Origin of the sequence: Xanthobacter autotrophicus (assembly GCF_030015065.1) — a bacterium.
GTDB classification, from domain to species: domain Bacteria; phylum Pseudomonadota; class Alphaproteobacteria; order Rhizobiales; family Xanthobacteraceae; genus Xanthobacter; species Xanthobacter autotrophicus_D.
In genome coordinates this window covers 1-16,938 of the sequence record NZ_JAIVFN010000100.1, presented here as the reverse complement: position 1 = coordinate 16,938, position 16,938 = coordinate 1, and the positions used below count along the sequence as shown (strand labels likewise).

Here is a 16,938-nt window from a genome sequence, read left to right as displayed (position 1 = left end):
CTCCCAACCCTCCCCCGCAGGCGGGAGAGGGCTCAACCCTGTGACGGGAGAGGGGTTTGGCGACCTGTCGCCCGCCTCACAGCGAGCGCTGGATCACCTCGACGCGATAGCACTCGATCACGTCGCCCGCGCGCATGTCCTGGTAGTTCTCGAAGGACATGCCGCAGTCCTGGCCCGCATGCACCGTGTTCACCGCATCCTTGAAGCGGTTGAGCGTGGCAAGCTTGCCTTCGTGGATCACCACGTTGTCGCGGATGAGGCGGACATGCTGGCCGCGTTCCACGTTGCCGTCGGTGACGGTGCAGCCGGCCACCTTGCCCACCTTGGAGACCGCGAAGATCTCCTTGATGAGGGCGTTGCCCAGCATGGTCTCGCGGTTGATGGGCGCGAGCAGGCCGCTCATGGCCTTCTTCACGTCATCCACGAGGTCGTAGATGATGTTGTAGTAGCGGATCTCGATGCCCGCCCGCTCGGCCGCGTCGCGCGCTTCCTTGTTGGCGCGCACGTTGAAGGCGATGATCGCGGCGCCGGAGGTTTCCGCCAGCGTCACGTCGCTTTCGTTGATGCCGCCCGCGCCGGAATGGATGATGCGGGCCTGCACCTCGTCGTTGCCGATCTTCTCCAGCGAGCCGATGATGGCTTCCACCGAGCCGGACACGTCGCCCTTGATGATGAGGGGGAATTCCTTCCGCCCGGTGGACTTCACCTGGCTCATCATCTGCTCGAGCGAGCCGCGCACGGTGGCGGACCTTGCCGCTGCCTTCTCGCGCTTCTGGCGCTGGCGGTAGTCGGTGATCTCGCGGGCGCGGGCCTCGTTCTCCACCACGGCGAGGCGGTCGCCCGCCTCCGGAGTGCCGTTGAAGCCCAGCACTTCCACCGGGAAGGACGGGCCGGCGGTGTCCACGTTGGCGCCGGTGTCGGAGATGAGGGCGCGCACGCGGCCCCATTCGGCTCCGGCGACCACGATGTCGCCCACCTTGAGCGTGCCGCGCTGCACCAGCACGGTGGCCACGGGACCGCGGCCGCGGTCGAGCTTGGCTTCCACCACCGTGCCTTCGGCCGCACGGTCCGGATTGGCCCTGAGGTCGAGCAGCTCCGACTGGAGCGCGATGGCTTCCAGCAGCTTGTCGAGGTTCAGGCGCTCCTTGGCGGAGACCTCCACCTCGAGCGTCTCGCCGCCCATGGTTTCCACCTGCACTTCGTGCTGGAGCAGCTCGGAGCGCACGCGCTCGGGCTTGGCGCCGGGCTTGTCGATCTTGTTGATGGCGACGATCAGCGGCACCCTGGCGGCGCGGGCGTGATTGATGGCCTCCACCGTCTGGGGCATCACGCCGTCATCGGCCGCCACCACCAGCACCACGATGTCCGTCACCTTGGCGCCGCGGGCGCGCATGGCGGTGAAGGCGGCGTGGCCGGGGGTGTCGATGAAGGTGATCTTCGAGCCCGAGGGCGAGGTCACCTGGTAGGCGCCGATGTGCTGGGTGATGCCGCCGGCCTCGCCGGAGACCACGTTGGCCGAACGGATGGCGTCCAGCAGCGAGGTCTTGCCGTGGTCGACGTGACCCATGATGGTCACGACCGCGGGGCGCGGCAGCATGGTCTCCGGGGCGTCGGGCGTGTCGAACAGGCCCTCTTCCACGTCGGATTCCGAGACGCGGCGCACGGTGTGGCCCAGTTCCTCGGCGATCAGCTCGGCGGTGTCGGCGTCGATCACATCGGTGATCTTCACCATCTGGCCCTGCTTCATGAGCATGCGGATCACGTCCACGGCCCGCTCCGACATGCGGTTGGCGAGTTCCTGGATGGTGATGGTCTCGGGCAGGATCACCTCGCGGGAGATCTTTTCCTTGCTCTCCTGCGCCCGGTGGCCGGTCATGCGCTGGGTGCGGCGGCGGAACGACGCCACCGAGCGCTGGCGCTCCTCCTCGCCCGATTGGGCGGTGACGAGGGTCAGGCGCCCGCGCTGCTTCTCCTGGCCGGCGGGCGCCCGGGGCACCTTCACCGGGGGCGCGACGCGCGCGCCGGGGCCACGACGGGCGGCGCGGCGCTCCTCGTCCTCGGATTCGGCGGTGCCGGCCGGGCGCGGCGTCAGGGGCCGCGCAGTGGCGGCGGCTCCCGCTCCCGCTCCGGCGCCGGCAGTGCCGGCGGGGCGGGCGGTGCCCTGCTCCTCGCCGCCGAAGCGCTTGCGTGCCTCCTGTTCGGCGCGGCGCTTGCTTTCGTCTTCCTGGGCGCGGCGGGCCTCTTCCTCGCGCTTGCGGGCTTCGGCGGCCTCACGCTCGGCGCGCTCGACACGCTCGCGCTCGGCGCGGCGACGGGCTTCCTCCTCGGCGGCGCGGCGCTCCTCGGCCATGCGCCGCTCTTCCACCTCGCGGACGCGGGCATCGGCGAGAGCGCTGGCGCGGGCGTTGCGCTCTTCCTCGGTCAGGGTGCGCAGCACCACGCCGGACCCGCCGGAGCGCTGCTGGGCGCCGGGCCGGCCGGCCGGGCCGCCGCTGCCGGGACGACGGTCGGCACCGGGGCCGCCGGACCGGGGCGGCTGGCCGGGACGGTTGGGCGCGCCCGGACGGGACGGCTGGGACTGGGAGCCGGGACGGCTCGACGCGCCGGTGGCGGTGCGCGGACCGTCGGAGGTGCGGCCGCCCGCGGACGGGGCGGGCCGCGCCGGCACGGCCTTCGCCTCGGCGGGCGCGGCCGGAGCCTTGGGGGCCGCAGCCTGAGGCGCGGGAGCCTGCGCAGCCGCAGCCGGCGCGGCAGCCGGAGGCGCAGCGGGGGTCTCGGCGGCCGTGGGCGCCGCAGCCGCGGGGGCGGCCGGCGCAGCCGGGGTCTCGGCCGGAGCCGTGGTTTCAACCGGAGCCTTGCTCTCAACTGGAGCCTTGGCCTCCACCGGCGCGGGTGCCGGCGGCTGGGGCACGGCTGCGGGCGGGGCGGCCGGCGCGGGCGTCACGGCCGGCGCAGCCTTCGCCTCGACGACGGGAACAGCCGGCACAGCAGGAGCGGCGGCGGGGGCCTTCGCCTCGACGGGCGCGGCCGGGCGCGGCGCGGCCGGGGCTGCCGTCGCAGGCGCGGCCGGTGCCGCGGGCGCAGTTCCCTGCCCGGTCCCTTGCCCAGCCCCCTGGCTGGCGCCGTGACCCGCTTCACCTGGGGCGATGACGCGGCGCTTCACCTTCTCCACCACGACCGCCTTCGAGCGGCCATGGCTGAAGCTCTGGCGCACCGTTCCCTGTTCCACCGGGCGCTTCAGCGTGAGCGTCTTGCCGGGGGCGGGATGCAGCGTCTTGTCGCCTGGGGTCTTCGTATCGTTCATTCCGTATCCGTTCCTTGCATCCGACCGGGGACATGCGCGTGACCCTCGCCCTGCCCATGCGCCTCGCCGCCGGACGCATCCGTCCGCCAGCGCAGGAGCTTGTGGCAGCGCTCGAGAAACCCTTCCGTCGTCGGATGCGCGAGCAGCGCCGCATGTACCACATTTGACCGCCCCAACGCCAAGTCCAATTCGATGCCGGTAAAGCAATCGAGAATGGAGACCGGGCGCGCGCCGGCGTTTTCGACCTGGCGCGTAACCTGGCGCGTGAAGGCATTGAGCTTGCGCACCCCGTCCGGGCGCGCGTCCCGGGCGTGCAGGAGAACCCGCACGTCCCCGGCGGCGAGGGCCGCCTCGACTTTCGTCGTGCCCGTCACCACCTTCCCGGCCTTGTTGGCCAAAGAGAGGGCGCTGCGGGCGTCCTTTTCGAGCAGTGTGTCCACGAGATCGGCAAGGTCCGGCGCCGCCGTGCCCTTGCCCTTGAAGGCGCGGCCGAAGGCCTTGCGCTTCAGCGCCGTCTCAAGGTCGGCGCGGGTGGCGCTGATCCAGGCGCCACGCCCCGGCAGCCTACGGGCGATGTCCGGGACGATCGCGCCGTCCGGCCCCACCACGAAGCGCAGCATGTCCTTGACCGGGGTGACCCGCCGCGTGGCAAGGCACAGGCGCGACAGGGGCGCCCGCGCCGCCGCAAGGCTGCGCGGTCCCCCGTCCGTCTCGTCCTCGTCCATCGTTGCGAGCACCGTGGGTCATCTCCCAGTCTCAGGCTTCGCCGGCGGCGGCGTCATCGCCGTCAGCAGCGGGTTCGTCAGCCTCGATCCAGCCGGCGGTCACGCGCGCCTGCATGATGAGGGCCTCGGCGTCCTCGCGGGAGAACTCGAAGCCGTCGAGGGCGCCGGCATGGCGGATGGTCTCGCCGTCCTTGCGCTCGGTCCAGCCGGTGAGGTCGTCCGTGGCGCAGCCGGCGAGGTCCTCGACGCTCCTGATGTCGTTCTCGCCGAACGCCACCAGCATCTTGGAGGTGACGCCGGGCACGCTCTTCAGCTCGTCCTCGACGCCCAGCTCCTTGCGGCGGGCATCGAGCGCCTCCTCCACCTCGGCGAGGTGCTTGAGGGCGCGGGACTGCAGCTCGGTGGCGGTGTCCTCGTCGAAGCCCTCGATGGAGGCGAGCTCGTTGATGGGCACGTAGGCGATCTCCTCCACCGAGGTGAAGCCCTCGGAGGTGAGCAGCTGGCCCATCATCTCGTCGAGATCGAGGGCCTCGGCGAACATCTTGGTGCGCTCGGCGAATTCCTTCTGGCGCCGCTCGCTCTCCTCCTGCTCGGTCATGATGTCGATGTCCCAGCCGGTGAGCTGGGTGGCGAGGCGCACGTTCTGGCCGCGGCGGCCGATGGCCAGCGACAGCTGGGCGTCGGGCACCACCACCTCGATGCGCTCGCGGTCTTCGTCGAGCACCACCTTCACCACCTCGGCGGGGGCGAGGGCATTGACGATGAAGGTGGCGATGTCCGGGTTCCAGGGGATGATGTCGATCTTCTCGCCCTGCAGCTCGTTCACCACCGCCTGCACGCGCGAGCCGCGCATGCCGACGCAGGCGCCCACCGGGTCCACCGACTGGTCGCGGGAGATCACCGCGATCTTGGCGCGGGAGCCGGGATCGCGCGCCACCGCCTTGATCTCGACGATGCCGTCGTAGATCTCCGGCACTTCCTGCGCGAACAGCTTGGCCATGAACTGGGGATGGGTGCGCGAGAGGAAGATCTGCGGGCCGCGCGGCTCGCGGCGCACGTCGTAGATGTAGGCGCGGATGCGGTCACCGGTCTTCACCGTCTCGCGCGGGAGCAGCTCGTCGCGGCGCAGGATGCCTTCGCCGCGGCCGAGGTCCACCACCACGTTGCCGTACTCGACGCGCTTGACGAGGCCGTTCAGCACGTCGCCGATGCGGTCCTTGTATTCGTCATACTGCCGGTCGCGCTCGGCCTCGCGCACCTTCTGCACGATGACCTGCTTGGCGCTCTGCGCGGCGATGCGGCCGAAGTCGAAGGGCGGCAGGGTGTCGGCGATGGTGTCGCCGACCTGGGCCGCGGGATTGTGGCGGCGGGCGCCGTCCAGGGTGATCTCGGTGGCCGTGTTCTCCACCTCGTCCACCACCAGCAGGTGGCGGGCCAGACGCAGCTCGCCGGTCTTGGCGTTGATGTCCGCGTGGATGTCCGTTTCCTGGCCGTAGCGCGAGCGCGCCGCCTTGGCGATGGCGTCTTCCATGGCGGCGATGACGATGCTGCGGTCGATGGACTTTTCCCGCGCGACCGCGTCCGCGATCTGCAGCAGTTCCAGCCGGTTTGCGCTGACGGCAACCATCAGTGCGTCTCCTTCACGGTGCTGGCGTTGGTGGCCTCGAAGCCGGATTTCTTCTTGGCGTTGGATTTCTTGGTCGTGGCCTTCTTGCCCTTGGCCTTGCGGCCGACGACCTTGCGGCCCTCCTTGCGGGAGGGGCCCCGGTAGGGCGCGGCGGGGGCGTCGGCGGTCTCGGCCGCGATGGCGGCCTCGTCTTCGGCATCCACCTCACCCTCGGTGCCTTCGCCGTCCTCGCCGTCGAGGAAGGCTTCCGCATCCTCGTCGAGGGCGTGGCCGGCAGCCTTGGCGGCGCGCAGGGCCTCGCGGATGAGGGCGTCGGTAAGCATGAGCTTGGCGTCGTGGATGTCGGCGACGGGCAGGCGTACGGTGGGCTCCTCGCCGGCCGGCGCATCGAGGCGGCGGACCACGGCGAAGCCGTCCTCGGCGCCGATCAGGATGCCGCGGAAGCGCTTGCGCCCGTCCACCGGGTGCGCCATCTCCACCTTCACCTCGTGGCCCGCCCAGCGGACGAAGTCCGACAGGCGCACCAGCGGGCGGTCGATGCCGGGGGAGGACATTTCCAGGCGGTAGGCGCTGGAGATGGGGTCTTCCACGTCGAGCACCGGAGACAAAGCGCGCGAGGCGGCCTCGCAATCGTCGATGCTCATGGTGCCGTCGGGCCGCTCGGCCATGATCTGCAGCGTGCCGCCGTCGCGGTTCGTCACCTTCACGCGCACGATCCGGTAGCCGAGCGCGCCGAGCACGCCCGAGGCAATGGCGGCCACGCGGGCGGCCACCCCGGTTTCGGTGATGAGGCGCGGCTCGTTGGGATCGTCGAGCACGGCTTGGATCTCGGTCATGTCCCTCCAGGACAGCTGAAATGCGGCGCTTTTTCCGCCGATGGGCACACGGCGGTTCGGCACCGGCGCCCGGATGTGGCTCGAAGGTCGGTACCGGTCGGACCCCCAGGGGACACAAGGACCCCACGGAACCCGGCCGGCGAGGCCGTCCTTCGACGTTCTTGCCCTGCGGCCAGCGAGCCGTCCGGAAAGACCGGATAAGCAGAAACGGAGCGGGTCCCGGTGGGGGCCCACTCTCATCACCTTCGACTGCGATGGCGCTGAGGCATCCCTCATCGGGGACAGCGCTAATATAGACGGAAATGCCAAAGGCGCAAGCGCAGCGTGTCGGCCCTCCCGCGGCGGCGCGCGCCCCAATTGCGCCAAAGAGGGCGTGTTGAAAGCCGGTCGCTCGCGCGCCGCCGCCGTCCCCCGCGTCCTTGACCGGGATGGCCCGCCCGATCCGTTCCGAGACCGGATCTTCCGCAATTCGAACCGCCGCCCGGGCGAGGACACATGTCTTCGCGTAGATCGCCCGGGAGGGGCGAACCGCCGGGACGGGAGCCTTTTCTCCCGTCCCGGCGGTGAAAGCGCGGGCCGGGCGCAGCTCCGGTCCGGCCGGCGCCGCGCTCCGGGCCGGTCGCGACTCAGGCGAGGGCGTCCAGCTCCGCGTCGGTCAGGGCGCCGGGCACGATGGTGATGGGCACCGGAAAGCGTGCCGCATGCCCGGCCGCCAGCGAGGTGACGAGCGGGCCGGGACCGTCCTTGCCCACCCCGGCCGCCAGCACCAGGATGGCGATGTCGCGATCCTCGTGGATCATCCTCGCGATGGCCTCGGCCGTGGTGCCTTCCCTGATCACCTGCTCGGGCGCGATGCCCGCCACCTGGCGGGCGCGCGCGGCGAATTTCTGAAGCCGTGCCGCCATCTCCTCATGGGCCTCCGCGCGCATGAGGTCGGCCACGCCGAGCCATTGCTGGGCCACCCCCTCCAATTCCAGCACGCCGAGCAGCACGAGGCCGCCCTCGGTGCCGGCGGCGCGGCGGCTCGCATAATAGACGGCACGGTCGCATTCGGGGGTCTCGTCCACCACCACCAGGAACTTGCGGCGGTGGCCGGGCTCGCGGCTCAGGCGCGGGGCGGGTTGCGGCGCTTGGGTCATGGCACGATCCAAAGTAAGGCGCGGGGCGCACCGGCGACCTGGGGGCGGACGGGTCGGCTCATCGGCAAGGCCCATCCTTGCGCCGCGGCGGGCGCGGGGAGACGGTGCGCGACGGGGCGGGCGGACGATCCATGGTGCCATGCCGGCCCGCAGCAGGGGGAGGAAAAAGTCGCACCGTCGCGCGGGGCGGGCGCTGCCGGCCCGGCCCGGCGTTCAACCCCGGGCGAATCTGCTCTAAAGACGGCTTCCGGTTCCCGCATGACAACCGGGCGCGCGGGGCGCGCGCCGGCAAGGAGAGGCCCACATGACCAGCACAGCCGCAGACCTCACCCTGGAGGCGGCGCAGACCATCGTCGCCGCCGCTTTGGCCCATGCCCGCGCCGGCGCCATGAACCCGCTCGCGGTGTGCGTGCTCGACGCCCGCGGCGCGCTCAAGGCCTATGCGGCGGAGGACGGCACCAGCCTCAACCGCGGCGACATCGCCCGCGGCAAGGCCAATGGCGCGCTGGCGCTGGGCATGGGGTCGCGCTCCCTGTTCAAGCGGGCCAAGGACCAGCCCTTCTTCATCTCCGCCGCCGCCGCGGCCATCGGCGGCTCGCTGGTCCCGGTGCCGGGCGGCGTGCTGATCCGCTCGGCGGCGGGCAATGTCATCGGCGTGGTCGGGGTGTCCGGAGACACCTCGGACAATGACGAGGCGAGCGCCATGGCCGGGATCACCACCGCCGGGCTCGTGGGCGATCCCGGCCAGGACTGAGGATGGATGGAAAAGGCCCGGTGCGATGTCGCGCCGGGCCTTTGCGGGTCAGCCCCGGAGTGAGACGGAGCGCCGCCGGCCGCTTTGCCGTTCAGACGATCTGCGCGGCGTCCTCGAAGGGCAGGCGCGGCAGGCGGGGCATCACCTTTTCCGGGTCGCCATGGCCGATGGCGGCGATGAAATTGGTCTTCACCGTGCCGCCGGGGAAGAATTCCGCGTCCACCTTGGCGGCGTCGAAGCCCGACATGGGGCCCACGTCCAGCCCCAGAGCCCGCGCCGCGAGGATGAGATAGGCGCCCTGCAGCGAGGAATTGCGGAAGGCATGGGGCTCGATGGCCGCCGGATTGTTCACGAAGATGTCGCGGAAGCCCGGATTGTGCGGGAAGACCTGCGGGATCTTGTCGTGGAAGGCGAGGTCGTAGCCGATAAGGACGATGACCGGCGCCGCCAGCGCCTTCACATTGCCCGGCGAGAGGGCCGGGCGCAGGCGCTCCTTGGCCTCGGTGCTCGTGAGGAAGACGAAGCGGGCCGGCTGGGTATTGGCGGAGGTGGGGCCGTGCTTGACCAGATCGTAGAGGGCGCGGATCTCCGCCTCGGCCACCGGCTGGTCGGTCCAGCCGTTCTGCGAGCGGGCTTCGAGGAAAAGGCGGTCGATGGCGGCCTGGTCGATCTTGTCGGTCATGGGCGATTGTCCTTGGCTCAACCGAGGCGCGCCACGTGTGGTTGCATGGGGTTCCTGGCGCGATGCCCCGGACGGGGGTGTCGCACCGGAGTTAGGTCCGGGCGGGGTGAGGTACAATGGCCCCGCTTGCAAACGACCCTTGCACCGATGCACGCGGGCTGCCATCAGCGTCCCTGATCGGTCTTCCACTGCATTTGATGGCCTTTGCGTCGCCGAAGCCTCTATAAGTCGCCTCCTGTCCTGATCGCCTTTCCGCGAGCCCGCCATGACTTCGCGTGCCTCCACGCCGCCCGGCCTGCCCCTCTCGCCCGACGCCGGCGACGATCCCTATCTGGAGCGGGTCCGCGACCATGTGCGGGCGCTGCCCGAGAGCGGCATCGTCGAGGTGATGAATTACGGCCGCGACCGGCCCGGCATGATCCCGCTCTGGGCCGGGGAGGGCGACGTGCCCACCCCGCCCTTCATCTGCGAGGCCGCCGCCACGGCGCTCCATGCGGGCGAGACCTTCTACACCTGGCAGCGCGGGCTGCCGGAGCTGCGCATCGCCATCGCCCGCTACATGGCGCGCACCTATGGCATGGCCGAGAATCCGGACCGCTACTTCGTCACCGGCTCGGGCATGCAGGCGATCCATATCGCCCTCGCCATGGCGGTGGGGGCGGGCGACGAGGTGATCATTCCCTCGCCGTCCTGGCCCAATGCCGCCGCCGCCGCGCAGAAGGCCGGGGCGCGGCCGGTCTACGTCCCCTTCGCCTATGGCAAGGACGGCTTCAGCCTCGACCATGAGCGGCTCGCCGCCGCGGTCACCGAGCGCACCCGCGCCATCTTCCTCAACACCCCTGCCAACCCCACCGGCTTCGTCGCCACCCGCGAGGACCTGGAGGCGGTTCTGGCGCTGGCCCGGCGGCATGGCCTGTGGATCATCGCCGATGAGATCTACGGCCGCTTCTATTATGGCCAGCCGGGCGGGGCGGCGGCCCGCGCGCCGTCCTTCCACGACGTGATGGACGAGGGCGACCACATCCTGTTCGTGCAGACCTTCTCCAAGAACTGGGCCATGACCGGCTGGCGCGTGGGCTGGATCGAGGCGGACCCGCGGCTGGGCCAGGTCATCGAGAACCTGATCCAGTATTCCACCTCCGGCGTCGCCGCCTTCATGCAGCGCGGCGCGGTGGCAGCTCTCGATCAGGGCGAGGCCTTCGTCGCCCAGCAGATCGCCCGCGCCCGCAAAGGCCGCGATCTCGTCGCCGACGCGCTCATCGCCACCGGAAAGGTGGATCTGGTGAAGCCGCCCGGTGCCTTCTACCTGTTCTTCGGCATTGCCGGCCGGACCGACGTGCGCAGCCTGGGCCTCACTCTGGTGGACGAGGCCAATGTGGGCTTGGCCCCCGGCACCGCCTTCGGCCCGGGCGGGGAGGGCTTCATGCGCCTGTGCTTCGCCCGCGGCGACGCCCAGCTCGCCGAGGCCAGCCGCCGCCTGGTGGCCTGGCTCGAGGGGACCGCGACGGCGTGAGCATGCTGACGTTCCGCCTGCGCTCGGCCGTCTCCACCGGGGTGACGCTGGGCGCGGCCGCCATGGGCGGCGCCGTGTTCGCCGCCCTGGGCCTGCCCGCCGCCTGGATTTCCGGCGCACTCGTGGTCACCATCGCCCTTGCCGTCGCGGGGGTGCGGATCGCTGTGCCCGAATGGCTGCGCTTCCTCGCCTTCATCGTGCTCGGCGCCTCCATGGGCACGGCGCTGACGCCGGAGACCTTCGCCCGCGCCGCCACCTGGCCGGTGAGCATGGCGTGCCTCGCGGCGAGCGTGCTCGGCACCATGATGGGCGGAACCCTGTTCCTGTCCCGCGTCGCCGGCTGGAGCGTGCAGACCGCGTTCTGGGCCTCCGCGCCCGGCGCCTTCGGCACCGTGGTGGCCATGGCCGCCGACACCGACGCCGACCTGCGCAAGGTGGCCTTCGCCCAGGCGCTGCGCCTGTTCCTGCTGGTAGTGGCGCTGCCCAATGTGCTGGGCGCCACCGGGCTCGCGGCGGGAGGGGTACCGCTGCCGCTCCATGCCTCCACGGCCGCCGAATTGGCCCTGCTGCTGACGGTATGCGTGGGGGCCGGGCTGGGCGCGGCCGGGTTGAAGGTGCCGGGCGGGCTGATCCTCGGGGCGCTGGCCGGCAGCGCGGCGCTGCATGCCACCGGCGCGTCCACCGCCGTGCTGCCCCAGATCCTCATCGTGCCGGCCTTCGTGGTGCTGGGAGCGAGCGTGGGGGTGCGCTTCCTCGGCACCACGCTCGGCGCGATCCGGGCGTTCTTCGTCGCCGCGCTGGGCGCCTTCCTGGTGGCGGTCAGCATCTCCACCCTGTTCGCGCTGCTGGCGGCGTGGCTCACCGGCGACGACCTCGGCAAGCTCGTCACCGCCTTTGCCCCCGGCGCGCTGGAGGCGATGACGGCGCTGGGATTCGCGCTGGGCTACGATCCCGCCTTCATGAGCGCCCACCACCTGTTCCGCTTCGCCGGCCTGTCCGTGGCCCTGCCGGTGGCGGCCCGGCTCCTGTTCGCGGCGGCGGAAAGGCAGGCCGGGGCGACCGGGCAGGACGGCGGCCACACGAAATAGTGTAGCGCTCCCGGGGTGCGGGACCTTGCCCCGCTACCGCTTCCCCGCCAAACACAGTCGGCCTTCCCTAGGGTGAGCTTCGATCAGATTGGATCAGTCTGATCGGACAATACGCGCTCTGGGGAAGGGGCCCTCGCGCGGGATACCGAGCCCTCCCAACTCCTTGAAGTGGGCCGGCGTCCGCGCAGCGGTAACGGATGATGGTCGCGTCGGAAGACGTCGGACTCGGGAGATCTGGCTTGCGGATACTTGATGATTTGGCCCTGCTTGCGGGCCGGCTGCTCATGGCTTCCCTGTTCCTGCCGGCGGGCATCGGCAAGATCGGCAATGTGGCCGGCTTCGCTGCGAGCCTCGCGGCCAAGGGCGTGCCCATGCCGACGCTGATGGCCTATCTGACCATCGTGGTGGAGGTTGGCGGCGGCCTGCTGCTGATCCTCGGCGTCCTCCCGCGCATCGTCGCGGTGGTGCTGGCCGGCTTCGTGGCGATCGCCACCGCCACCTCGCACGTGTTCTGGGTGATCGCTGATCCGGGCGCGGCGGCGGGCCAGCAGATCCATTTCTTCAAGAACGCGGCCATCATGGGCGGCCTGCTGTTCTATTTCGCCGCCGGCCCCGGCCGTTTCGCCCTTGGCCGCAAGGAATGGAACTGAGGCGGGAGCCTATTCGGCGCCGTAGCGGTGGAGGTCGGAGCCGTGGCGGCGCAGCCAGGCCTCGGCCTCCCGCCGCGCGGGGCAGACCTGCTCCACCAGCCGCCAGAAGCGCGGACCGTGATTCATCTCCAGCCGGTGGGCCACCTCGTGGGCGGCGAGATAGTCGAGCACGACCGGCGGCGCCATGACGAGCCGCCAGGAGAAGGACAGGTCGCCCTGCGCCGAGCATGAGCCCCAGCGGCTCGCGGTGTCGCGCAGGGTGATGCGCCCCACATCCACCTTGAGCGCGGCCGCATAATGCCTGACCGCAGCGGCCAGCGCCCGCCGCGCCTCCCGCTTGAGGTGATCCTGCACCCGGCGGGGCATGTGCGGGGCCTCGCCGGCAACGCACAGGACGGGCTCGCCCTCGGCATTTACGGCGGTCCACGCCGTGCCGCGCGCGCCCGGGCAATGGACGATGCGGTGAGGGGTGCCGTGGAGCGGAATCACCGAGCCGGGCTCGAACGGCACCTGTTGCGGCAGGCGCACGAGGCGCAGGCGCACCCATTCGCGATGGCGCTGCACGAAATCATGGGCGAAGGCGAGGGGGACGTGGGGCGGGGCGGTCAGCGTCACGTCCCGGGCGGCGGCCCGGACCCGGAGCGTGAGCCGCCGGGCCTGGGGGTGCCGACGTACCGCAACGCGCAGGGTCTCGTCATCGAGCATCAGCTCGATCCATTCCGCCGCCCGCGGAGTGGGCGGCTTGCGGTCCTGGCGGCGAAACAGCATGGAGCAACCGGGGGGCGAAGTTACCTCTTCATCTTCCCCCCAATCGCCTCGCCCTGCCAGTGCTAAGTCGGAGCAATCCGGGGATAAAAGGCGGTCACATTCTTGTTGAGGGCGAACACGTCGGGCTCCTCGTCCGCCACGAGCGGCGCGGGGGCGGGCCGCTCGTTCGGGCGCTGCCGGGCGGCGCCGCGCGGCAGCTCCTGGGAGAGGATGAAGTCGGCGATGCGCGGGGCGATCTCCGAGCGGAAGCGCGAGCCGTTGAACACGCCGTAATGGCCGACGCCCGGCTGCTCGTAATGGGCGCGCTTGTCCTCGGGAATGCGCGGGCAGATCTTGTGCGCCGCCTTGGTCTGGCCGATGCCGGAGATGTCGTCCTTCTCGCCTTCCACCGTCATCAGCGCGACGCGGTGGATGGCGTCCGGCTTTACCGGCTGGGAATGGTGCAGGATCTCACCCCTGGGCAGGGAGTGGGTGACGAACACGTTTTCAACCGTTTCAATGTAGAACTCGGCCGTGAGGTCCATCACCGCCAGATACTCGTCGTAGAAGTCGCGGTGCTTTTCGGCCGAATCGCCGTCGCCCTGCACCAGATGGTGGAACAGGTCCCAATGGGCCTGCAGGTGGCGGTCCAGGTTCATGGACATGAAGCCGTTGAGCTGCAGGAAGCCGGGATAGACCTCGCGCAGCGCGCCGGGATGCGGCCACGGCACGGTGGTGAGCACGTTGCGCTTGAACCAGTCGATGCCACGGTCCTTGGCAAGGGCGTTCACCGCCGTGGGTGCTTCGCGGGTGTCGATGGGACCGCCCATGAGGATCATGGACTTGGGCACGAAGGGGTCGTCCTCCGCCTCCATGCGGGCCACCGCCATCATCACCGGCACCGCCGGCTGGCACACCGCCATCACGTGGCAGTCGCCGCCCATGCGGTGGAAGATGGAGATGAGGTAGTCCACATAGTCCGACAGGCCGAAGCGACCCTCGGAGAGGGGGACCAGCTTGGCGTCCACCCAGTCGGTGACATAGACGTCGTGGGTGGGCAGCATGGCTTCCACGGTGCCGCGCAGCAGCGTGGCGTGGTGGCCCGACACCGGTGCCACGATCAGCAGGCGCGGCTGTGGGGTGCGCGGCGGATGCTCGAACGCGCGCTCGAAGTGCAGGAGATTGCAGAAGGGCCGCTGCCACACGGTGTTGATGTGCACCGGCACGCTCTGCCCGTTCGCCACGGTGTGGGTGATCTCCCAGTCGGGCTTGCCGTAGCGGCGCGTGGTGCGCTCGAACAGCTCGCAGGCGGCGGCCATGGACTTGCCCATGGTGGTGTGGGAGACGGGATTGATCGGGTTCTTGAGGAACAGCCGGCTGGCATCCGCCACCGCACGCGACGGGTTCAGCGCCGCATAGCCGATCTCGTACATCCAGTAGAGCGGCGTCGAAAGGCCGATGTCGCTCTGGCGCGGTACACGCAGCGCGCTCGCGAACTCACCGATTGCCATCTGCGCTCCTCACGATTAGTGCGCTCCGTAACGGTTGGCGCCTGTCAAAAAACGTGGGCGCACTTGCGGGTTTGGTCAATGCCGACAAAAGACATAGAAGCTGCTTCGCACCGGCCTATGGCCTACCGGCCACGCTTCCCTTGCGTCATTTGCGCAGGAAACGTGCGCCGAGGGCAGGCGGGCCATCCAAAAACCGTTCTTCTGGAAGCCTTCTTTCCGAAAGCTGCCCGGCCATGAGCACCGCATTCGTCTCGCCGCCCCACGGCCGGTCCTTCGGGTTGCGGCTGGACACGCTGATTCGCCTGCGCTGGCTGGCGGTATCGGGGCAGATCCTGGCGCTGGTGGTGGTCAATCTCGGCCTCGGCTTTCCGCTGCCGCTCACCCCCTGCCTTGCCGTGGTGGGCCTGTCGGCTCTCGTGAACGTGCTGCTGCGGGTCAAGTATCCGGTGGCCCGCCGCCTCGGCGACGCCGCCGCCGGGCCGCTGCTGGCCTATGACGTGCTCCAGCTCACCGCCCTGCTCTACCTCACGGGCGGGCTGAAGAACCCCTTCGTGCTGCTCTACCTGGCGCCGGTCATGATCTCCTCGACGGCACTGTCCTGGAGCACCACGGTGCTGCTCGGCGTCCTGGCGGTGACCTGTGCCGGGGCGGTGGGCCTGTGGGCGCGGCCGCTGCCGTGGGCCGGCGGCGACCTGCCGGTGCTGCCGGACCTCTATCTCGCCGGCATCTGGGTGTCCCTGTCGGTGGCGGTGGGCTTCATCGGCCTGCATGCCTGGCGGGTGGCGGAGGAAGCGCGGGAACTGGCGGACGCGCTCGCCGCCACCGAGCTGGTGCTGGCGCGCGAGCAGCACCTGTCCGCCATCAACGGCCTCGCCGCCGCCGCCGCCCACGAGCTGGGCACGCCGCTCTCAACCATCGTCCTGGTGGTGAAGGAGATGCAGCGCTCCATGGCCGCGAACGATCCCCTTGCGGAAGATGTGGCGCTGTTGCGCGACCAGGCCAACCGCTGCCGCGACATCCTGCAGAAGCTCACTTCCTTGAGCTCGGGTGATGCGCCGTTCGACCGCATGCCGCTGGCGCTTTTGCTGGAGGAGGTGGTGGAGCCGCACCGCAATTTCGGCATCGCCATCAATGTCCAGGTCCGGGATGATCCGGACGCCCCGGTCATCGCCCGCAATCCGGGCCTGCTCTACGGGCTGGGCAATCTGGTGGAGAATGCGGTGGATTTTGCCGCCACGCGGGTCGATATCAGTGCCCAATGGAGCCTCGCCGGCCTCGATATTGTGGTGGCCGACGACGGGCCGGGCTTTTCGCCGGAGGTGAGCGGGCGCATCGGCCAGCCTTATGTGACGTCGAGGGCCCGCGACCGTCTGGAGGAGGACGGCGAAAGCGGGCTCGGCCTCGGCTTCTTCATTGCCAAGACCCTGCTGGAGCGGACCGGGGCGACACTCTCCTTCCAGAATCGTTTCCCGCCCGAGACCGGCGCCGTCATTCGCATGCACTGGCCGCGCAAGGCGCTGGCCATTGAGACGGATGGATACGCGACAAAGGGACGCGGATCGGATTAATCTACCGGGCAGGTGGCGTAGAAAGCCGCAGCCAGTTCTGTTCGTAACCGGCCCTGCCGGAACTGGATTTGAGGAAGACGTTATGAATGAGACGACACCGCCCGACGTGGGGGAAGACCGGTCCGTTCTGATCGTGGACGACGACCGTTCCTTTCTGCAGCGCCTTGCGCGGGCCATGGAAGCCCGCGGCTTCGAGGTGGCCACGGCGGAGACGGTGGCCGACGGCCTCGCCCGCGTGGAAGCCTCGGCCCCGGCCTATGCGGTGGTGGACATGCGTCTCGGCGACGGCACCGGGCTCGACGTGATCTCGGCGCTGAAGCGGCATAGGCCGGGCGCGCGGGCCATCGTGCTCACCGGCTACGGCAACATCGCCACGGCGGTGACGGCGGTGAAGCTCGGCGCGGTGGACTATCTGGCCAAGCCCGCCGATGCCGACGACGTGGTGGCGGCGCTGCTCGCCAATGCCGATCACAAGCCGATCCCGCCGGAAAACCCCATGTCCGCCGACCGGGTGCGGTGGGAGCATATCCAGCGCGTCTACGAATTGTGCGGACGCAACGTCTCCGAGACCGCGCGCCGTCTTTCCATGCACCGCCGCACGCTCCAGCGGATTCTGGCCAAACGCGCGCCGCGGTAGCGGCGATGACTCGTTTTTGAAAGCCGTTGCATCGGTCGGGCACAGCGTGAACCCTCTCCCGCCCGAACTCGGCTGCTGTCGAGTTCGGTTCCCCAAGTTCGGTTCCCCAAGAGCCGAAGCCGGAAGCATCCGGCTTCGGTGCGGGGTAGGGCAGGGT

At 70.3% G+C, this 16,938-nt stretch carries 14 protein-coding genes; 6 read left to right on the top strand and 8 right to left on the bottom strand.

Annotated elements, in window-relative coordinates; genetic code table 11:
* Window positions 1–76: 76 nt before the first annotated feature.
* The 5 genes from infB to K9U40_RS17475 form a co-directional block, all read right to left on the bottom strand.
* A complete protein-coding gene (gene infB / locus K9U40_RS17495) occupies window positions 77–3,304 on the bottom strand; it encodes a translation initiation factor IF-2 (protein ID WP_282891417.1) in 3,228 nt (1,075 codons plus the stop codon).
* On the bottom strand, window positions 3,301–4,041 hold the full coding sequence (locus K9U40_RS17490; protein WP_282891416.1) for an RNA-binding protein: 741 nt from the start codon (window positions 4,039–4,041) through the stop codon (window positions 3,301–3,303). Before K9U40_RS17490 ends, infB begins: the two co-directional genes overlap by 4 nt.
* Before the next feature lie 19 nt (window positions 4,042–4,060).
* Entirely contained in the window at window positions 4,061–5,656 is a 1,596-nt protein-coding gene (nusA, locus tag K9U40_RS17485) for a transcription termination factor NusA (protein WP_282891415.1), read from the bottom strand.
* Entirely contained in the window at window positions 5,656–6,492 is an 837-nt protein-coding gene (rimP, locus tag K9U40_RS17480; RefSeq protein WP_282891414.1) for a ribosome maturation factor RimP, read from the bottom strand. The genes nusA and rimP overlap by 1 nt, the downstream gene beginning before the upstream one ends.
* A 626-nt stretch (window positions 6,493–7,118) precedes the next feature.
* Window positions 7,119–7,631 carry a universal stress protein gene (locus tag K9U40_RS17475; RefSeq protein WP_282891413.1) on the bottom strand — a complete coding sequence of 171 codons (513 nt, stop codon included), beginning with the start codon at window positions 7,629–7,631 and terminating at the stop codon, window positions 7,119–7,121.
* Between the two features lie 304 nt (window positions 7,632–7,935).
* Between K9U40_RS17475 and K9U40_RS17470 the strand changes: the two genes are divergently transcribed.
* Window positions 7,936–8,385, top strand: coding sequence for a GlcG/HbpS family heme-binding protein (locus K9U40_RS17470; protein WP_282891412.1), 450 nt, complete (start codon window positions 7,936–7,938; stop codon window positions 8,383–8,385).
* A gap of 91 nt (window positions 8,386–8,476) precedes the next feature.
* On the opposite strand, the gene K9U40_RS17465 is transcribed toward K9U40_RS17470, so the two are convergent.
* Entirely contained in the window at window positions 8,477–9,067 is a 591-nt protein-coding gene (locus tag K9U40_RS17465) for a malonic semialdehyde reductase (protein ID WP_282891411.1), read from the bottom strand.
* Between the two features lie 265 nt (window positions 9,068–9,332).
* Between K9U40_RS17465 and K9U40_RS17460 the strand changes: the two genes are divergently transcribed.
* From K9U40_RS17460 to K9U40_RS17450, 3 genes are all read left to right on the top strand, one after another.
* Entirely contained in the window at window positions 9,333–10,580 is a 1,248-nt protein-coding gene (locus tag K9U40_RS17460; RefSeq protein ID WP_282891410.1) for a pyridoxal phosphate-dependent aminotransferase, read from the top strand.
* A gap of 2 nt (window positions 10,581–10,582) precedes the next feature.
* Window positions 10,583–11,668, top strand: coding sequence for an AbrB family transcriptional regulator (locus K9U40_RS17455; RefSeq protein ID WP_282891418.1), 1,086 nt, complete (start codon window positions 10,583–10,585; stop codon window positions 11,666–11,668).
* A 257-nt stretch (window positions 11,669–11,925) separates the two neighbouring features.
* On the top strand, window positions 11,926–12,318 hold the full coding sequence (locus tag K9U40_RS17450) for a DoxX family protein (protein WP_282891409.1): 393 nt from the start codon (window positions 11,926–11,928) through the stop codon (window positions 12,316–12,318).
* Window positions 12,319–12,327: 9 nt separating this feature from the next.
* On the opposite strand, the gene K9U40_RS17445 is transcribed toward K9U40_RS17450, so the two are convergent.
* The gene (locus K9U40_RS17445) at window positions 12,328–13,086 is read right to left on the bottom strand and encodes a M48 family metallopeptidase (protein WP_282891408.1); all 759 of its coding nucleotides are present in this window, start codon (window positions 13,084–13,086) and stop codon (window positions 12,328–12,330) included.
* 62 nt (window positions 13,087–13,148) lie between these two features.
* On the bottom strand, window positions 13,149–14,576 hold the full coding sequence (locus tag K9U40_RS17440; RefSeq protein WP_282891407.1) for a polyhydroxyalkanoate depolymerase: 1,428 nt from the start codon (window positions 14,574–14,576) through the stop codon (window positions 13,149–13,151).
* A 233-nt stretch (window positions 14,577–14,809) separates the two neighbouring features.
* Between K9U40_RS17440 and K9U40_RS17435 the strand changes: the two genes are divergently transcribed.
* Window positions 14,810–16,144 (top strand): ActS/PrrB/RegB family redox-sensitive histidine kinase, encoded by a 1,335-nt coding sequence (locus tag K9U40_RS17435; protein ID WP_282891406.1) that lies wholly within the window; start codon window positions 14,810–14,812, stop codon window positions 16,142–16,144.
* Window positions 16,145–16,226: 82 nt separating this feature from the next.
* The gene (locus K9U40_RS17430; RefSeq protein ID WP_011995964.1) at window positions 16,227–16,781 is read left to right on the top strand and encodes an ActR/PrrA/RegA family redox response regulator transcription factor; all 555 of its coding nucleotides are present in this window, start codon (window positions 16,227–16,229) and stop codon (window positions 16,779–16,781) included.
* The last annotated feature ends 157 nt before the right edge of the window (window positions 16,782–16,938 follow it).

Coding starts and splice junctions, on each gene's coding strand:
- infB (WP_282891417.1), bottom strand. CDS start 3,304: ATGAACGATACGAAGACCCCAGGCGACAAGACGCTGCATCCCGCCCCC.
- nusA (WP_282891415.1), bottom strand. CDS start 5,656: ATGGTTGCCGTCAGCGCAAACCGGCTGGAACTGCTGCAGATCGCGGAC.
- rimP (WP_282891414.1), bottom strand. CDS start 6,492: ATGACCGAGATCCAAGCCGTGCTCGACGATCCCAACGAGCCGCGCCTC.
- K9U40_RS17475 (WP_282891413.1), bottom strand. CDS start 7,631: ATGACCCAAGCGCCGCAACCCGCCCCGCGCCTGAGCCGCGAGCCCGGC.
- K9U40_RS17470 (WP_282891412.1), top strand. CDS start 7,936: ATGACCAGCACAGCCGCAGACCTCACCCTGGAGGCGGCGCAGACCATC.
- K9U40_RS17465 (WP_282891411.1), bottom strand. CDS start 9,067: ATGACCGACAAGATCGACCAGGCCGCCATCGACCGCCTTTTCCTCGAA.
- K9U40_RS17460 (WP_282891410.1), top strand. CDS start 9,333: ATGACTTCGCGTGCCTCCACGCCGCCCGGCCTGCCCCTCTCGCCCGAC.
- K9U40_RS17455 (WP_282891418.1), top strand. CDS start 10,583: ATGCTGACGTTCCGCCTGCGCTCGGCCGTCTCCACCGGGGTGACGCTG.
- K9U40_RS17445 (WP_282891408.1), bottom strand. CDS start 13,086: ATGCTGTTTCGCCGCCAGGACCGCAAGCCGCCCACTCCGCGGGCGGCG.
- K9U40_RS17440 (WP_282891407.1), bottom strand. CDS start 14,576: ATGGCAATCGGTGAGTTCGCGAGCGCGCTGCGTGTACCGCGCCAGAGC.
- K9U40_RS17435 (WP_282891406.1), top strand. CDS start 14,810: ATGAGCACCGCATTCGTCTCGCCGCCCCACGGCCGGTCCTTCGGGTTG.
- K9U40_RS17430 (WP_011995964.1), top strand. CDS start 16,227: ATGAATGAGACGACACCGCCCGACGTGGGGGAAGACCGGTCCGTTCTG.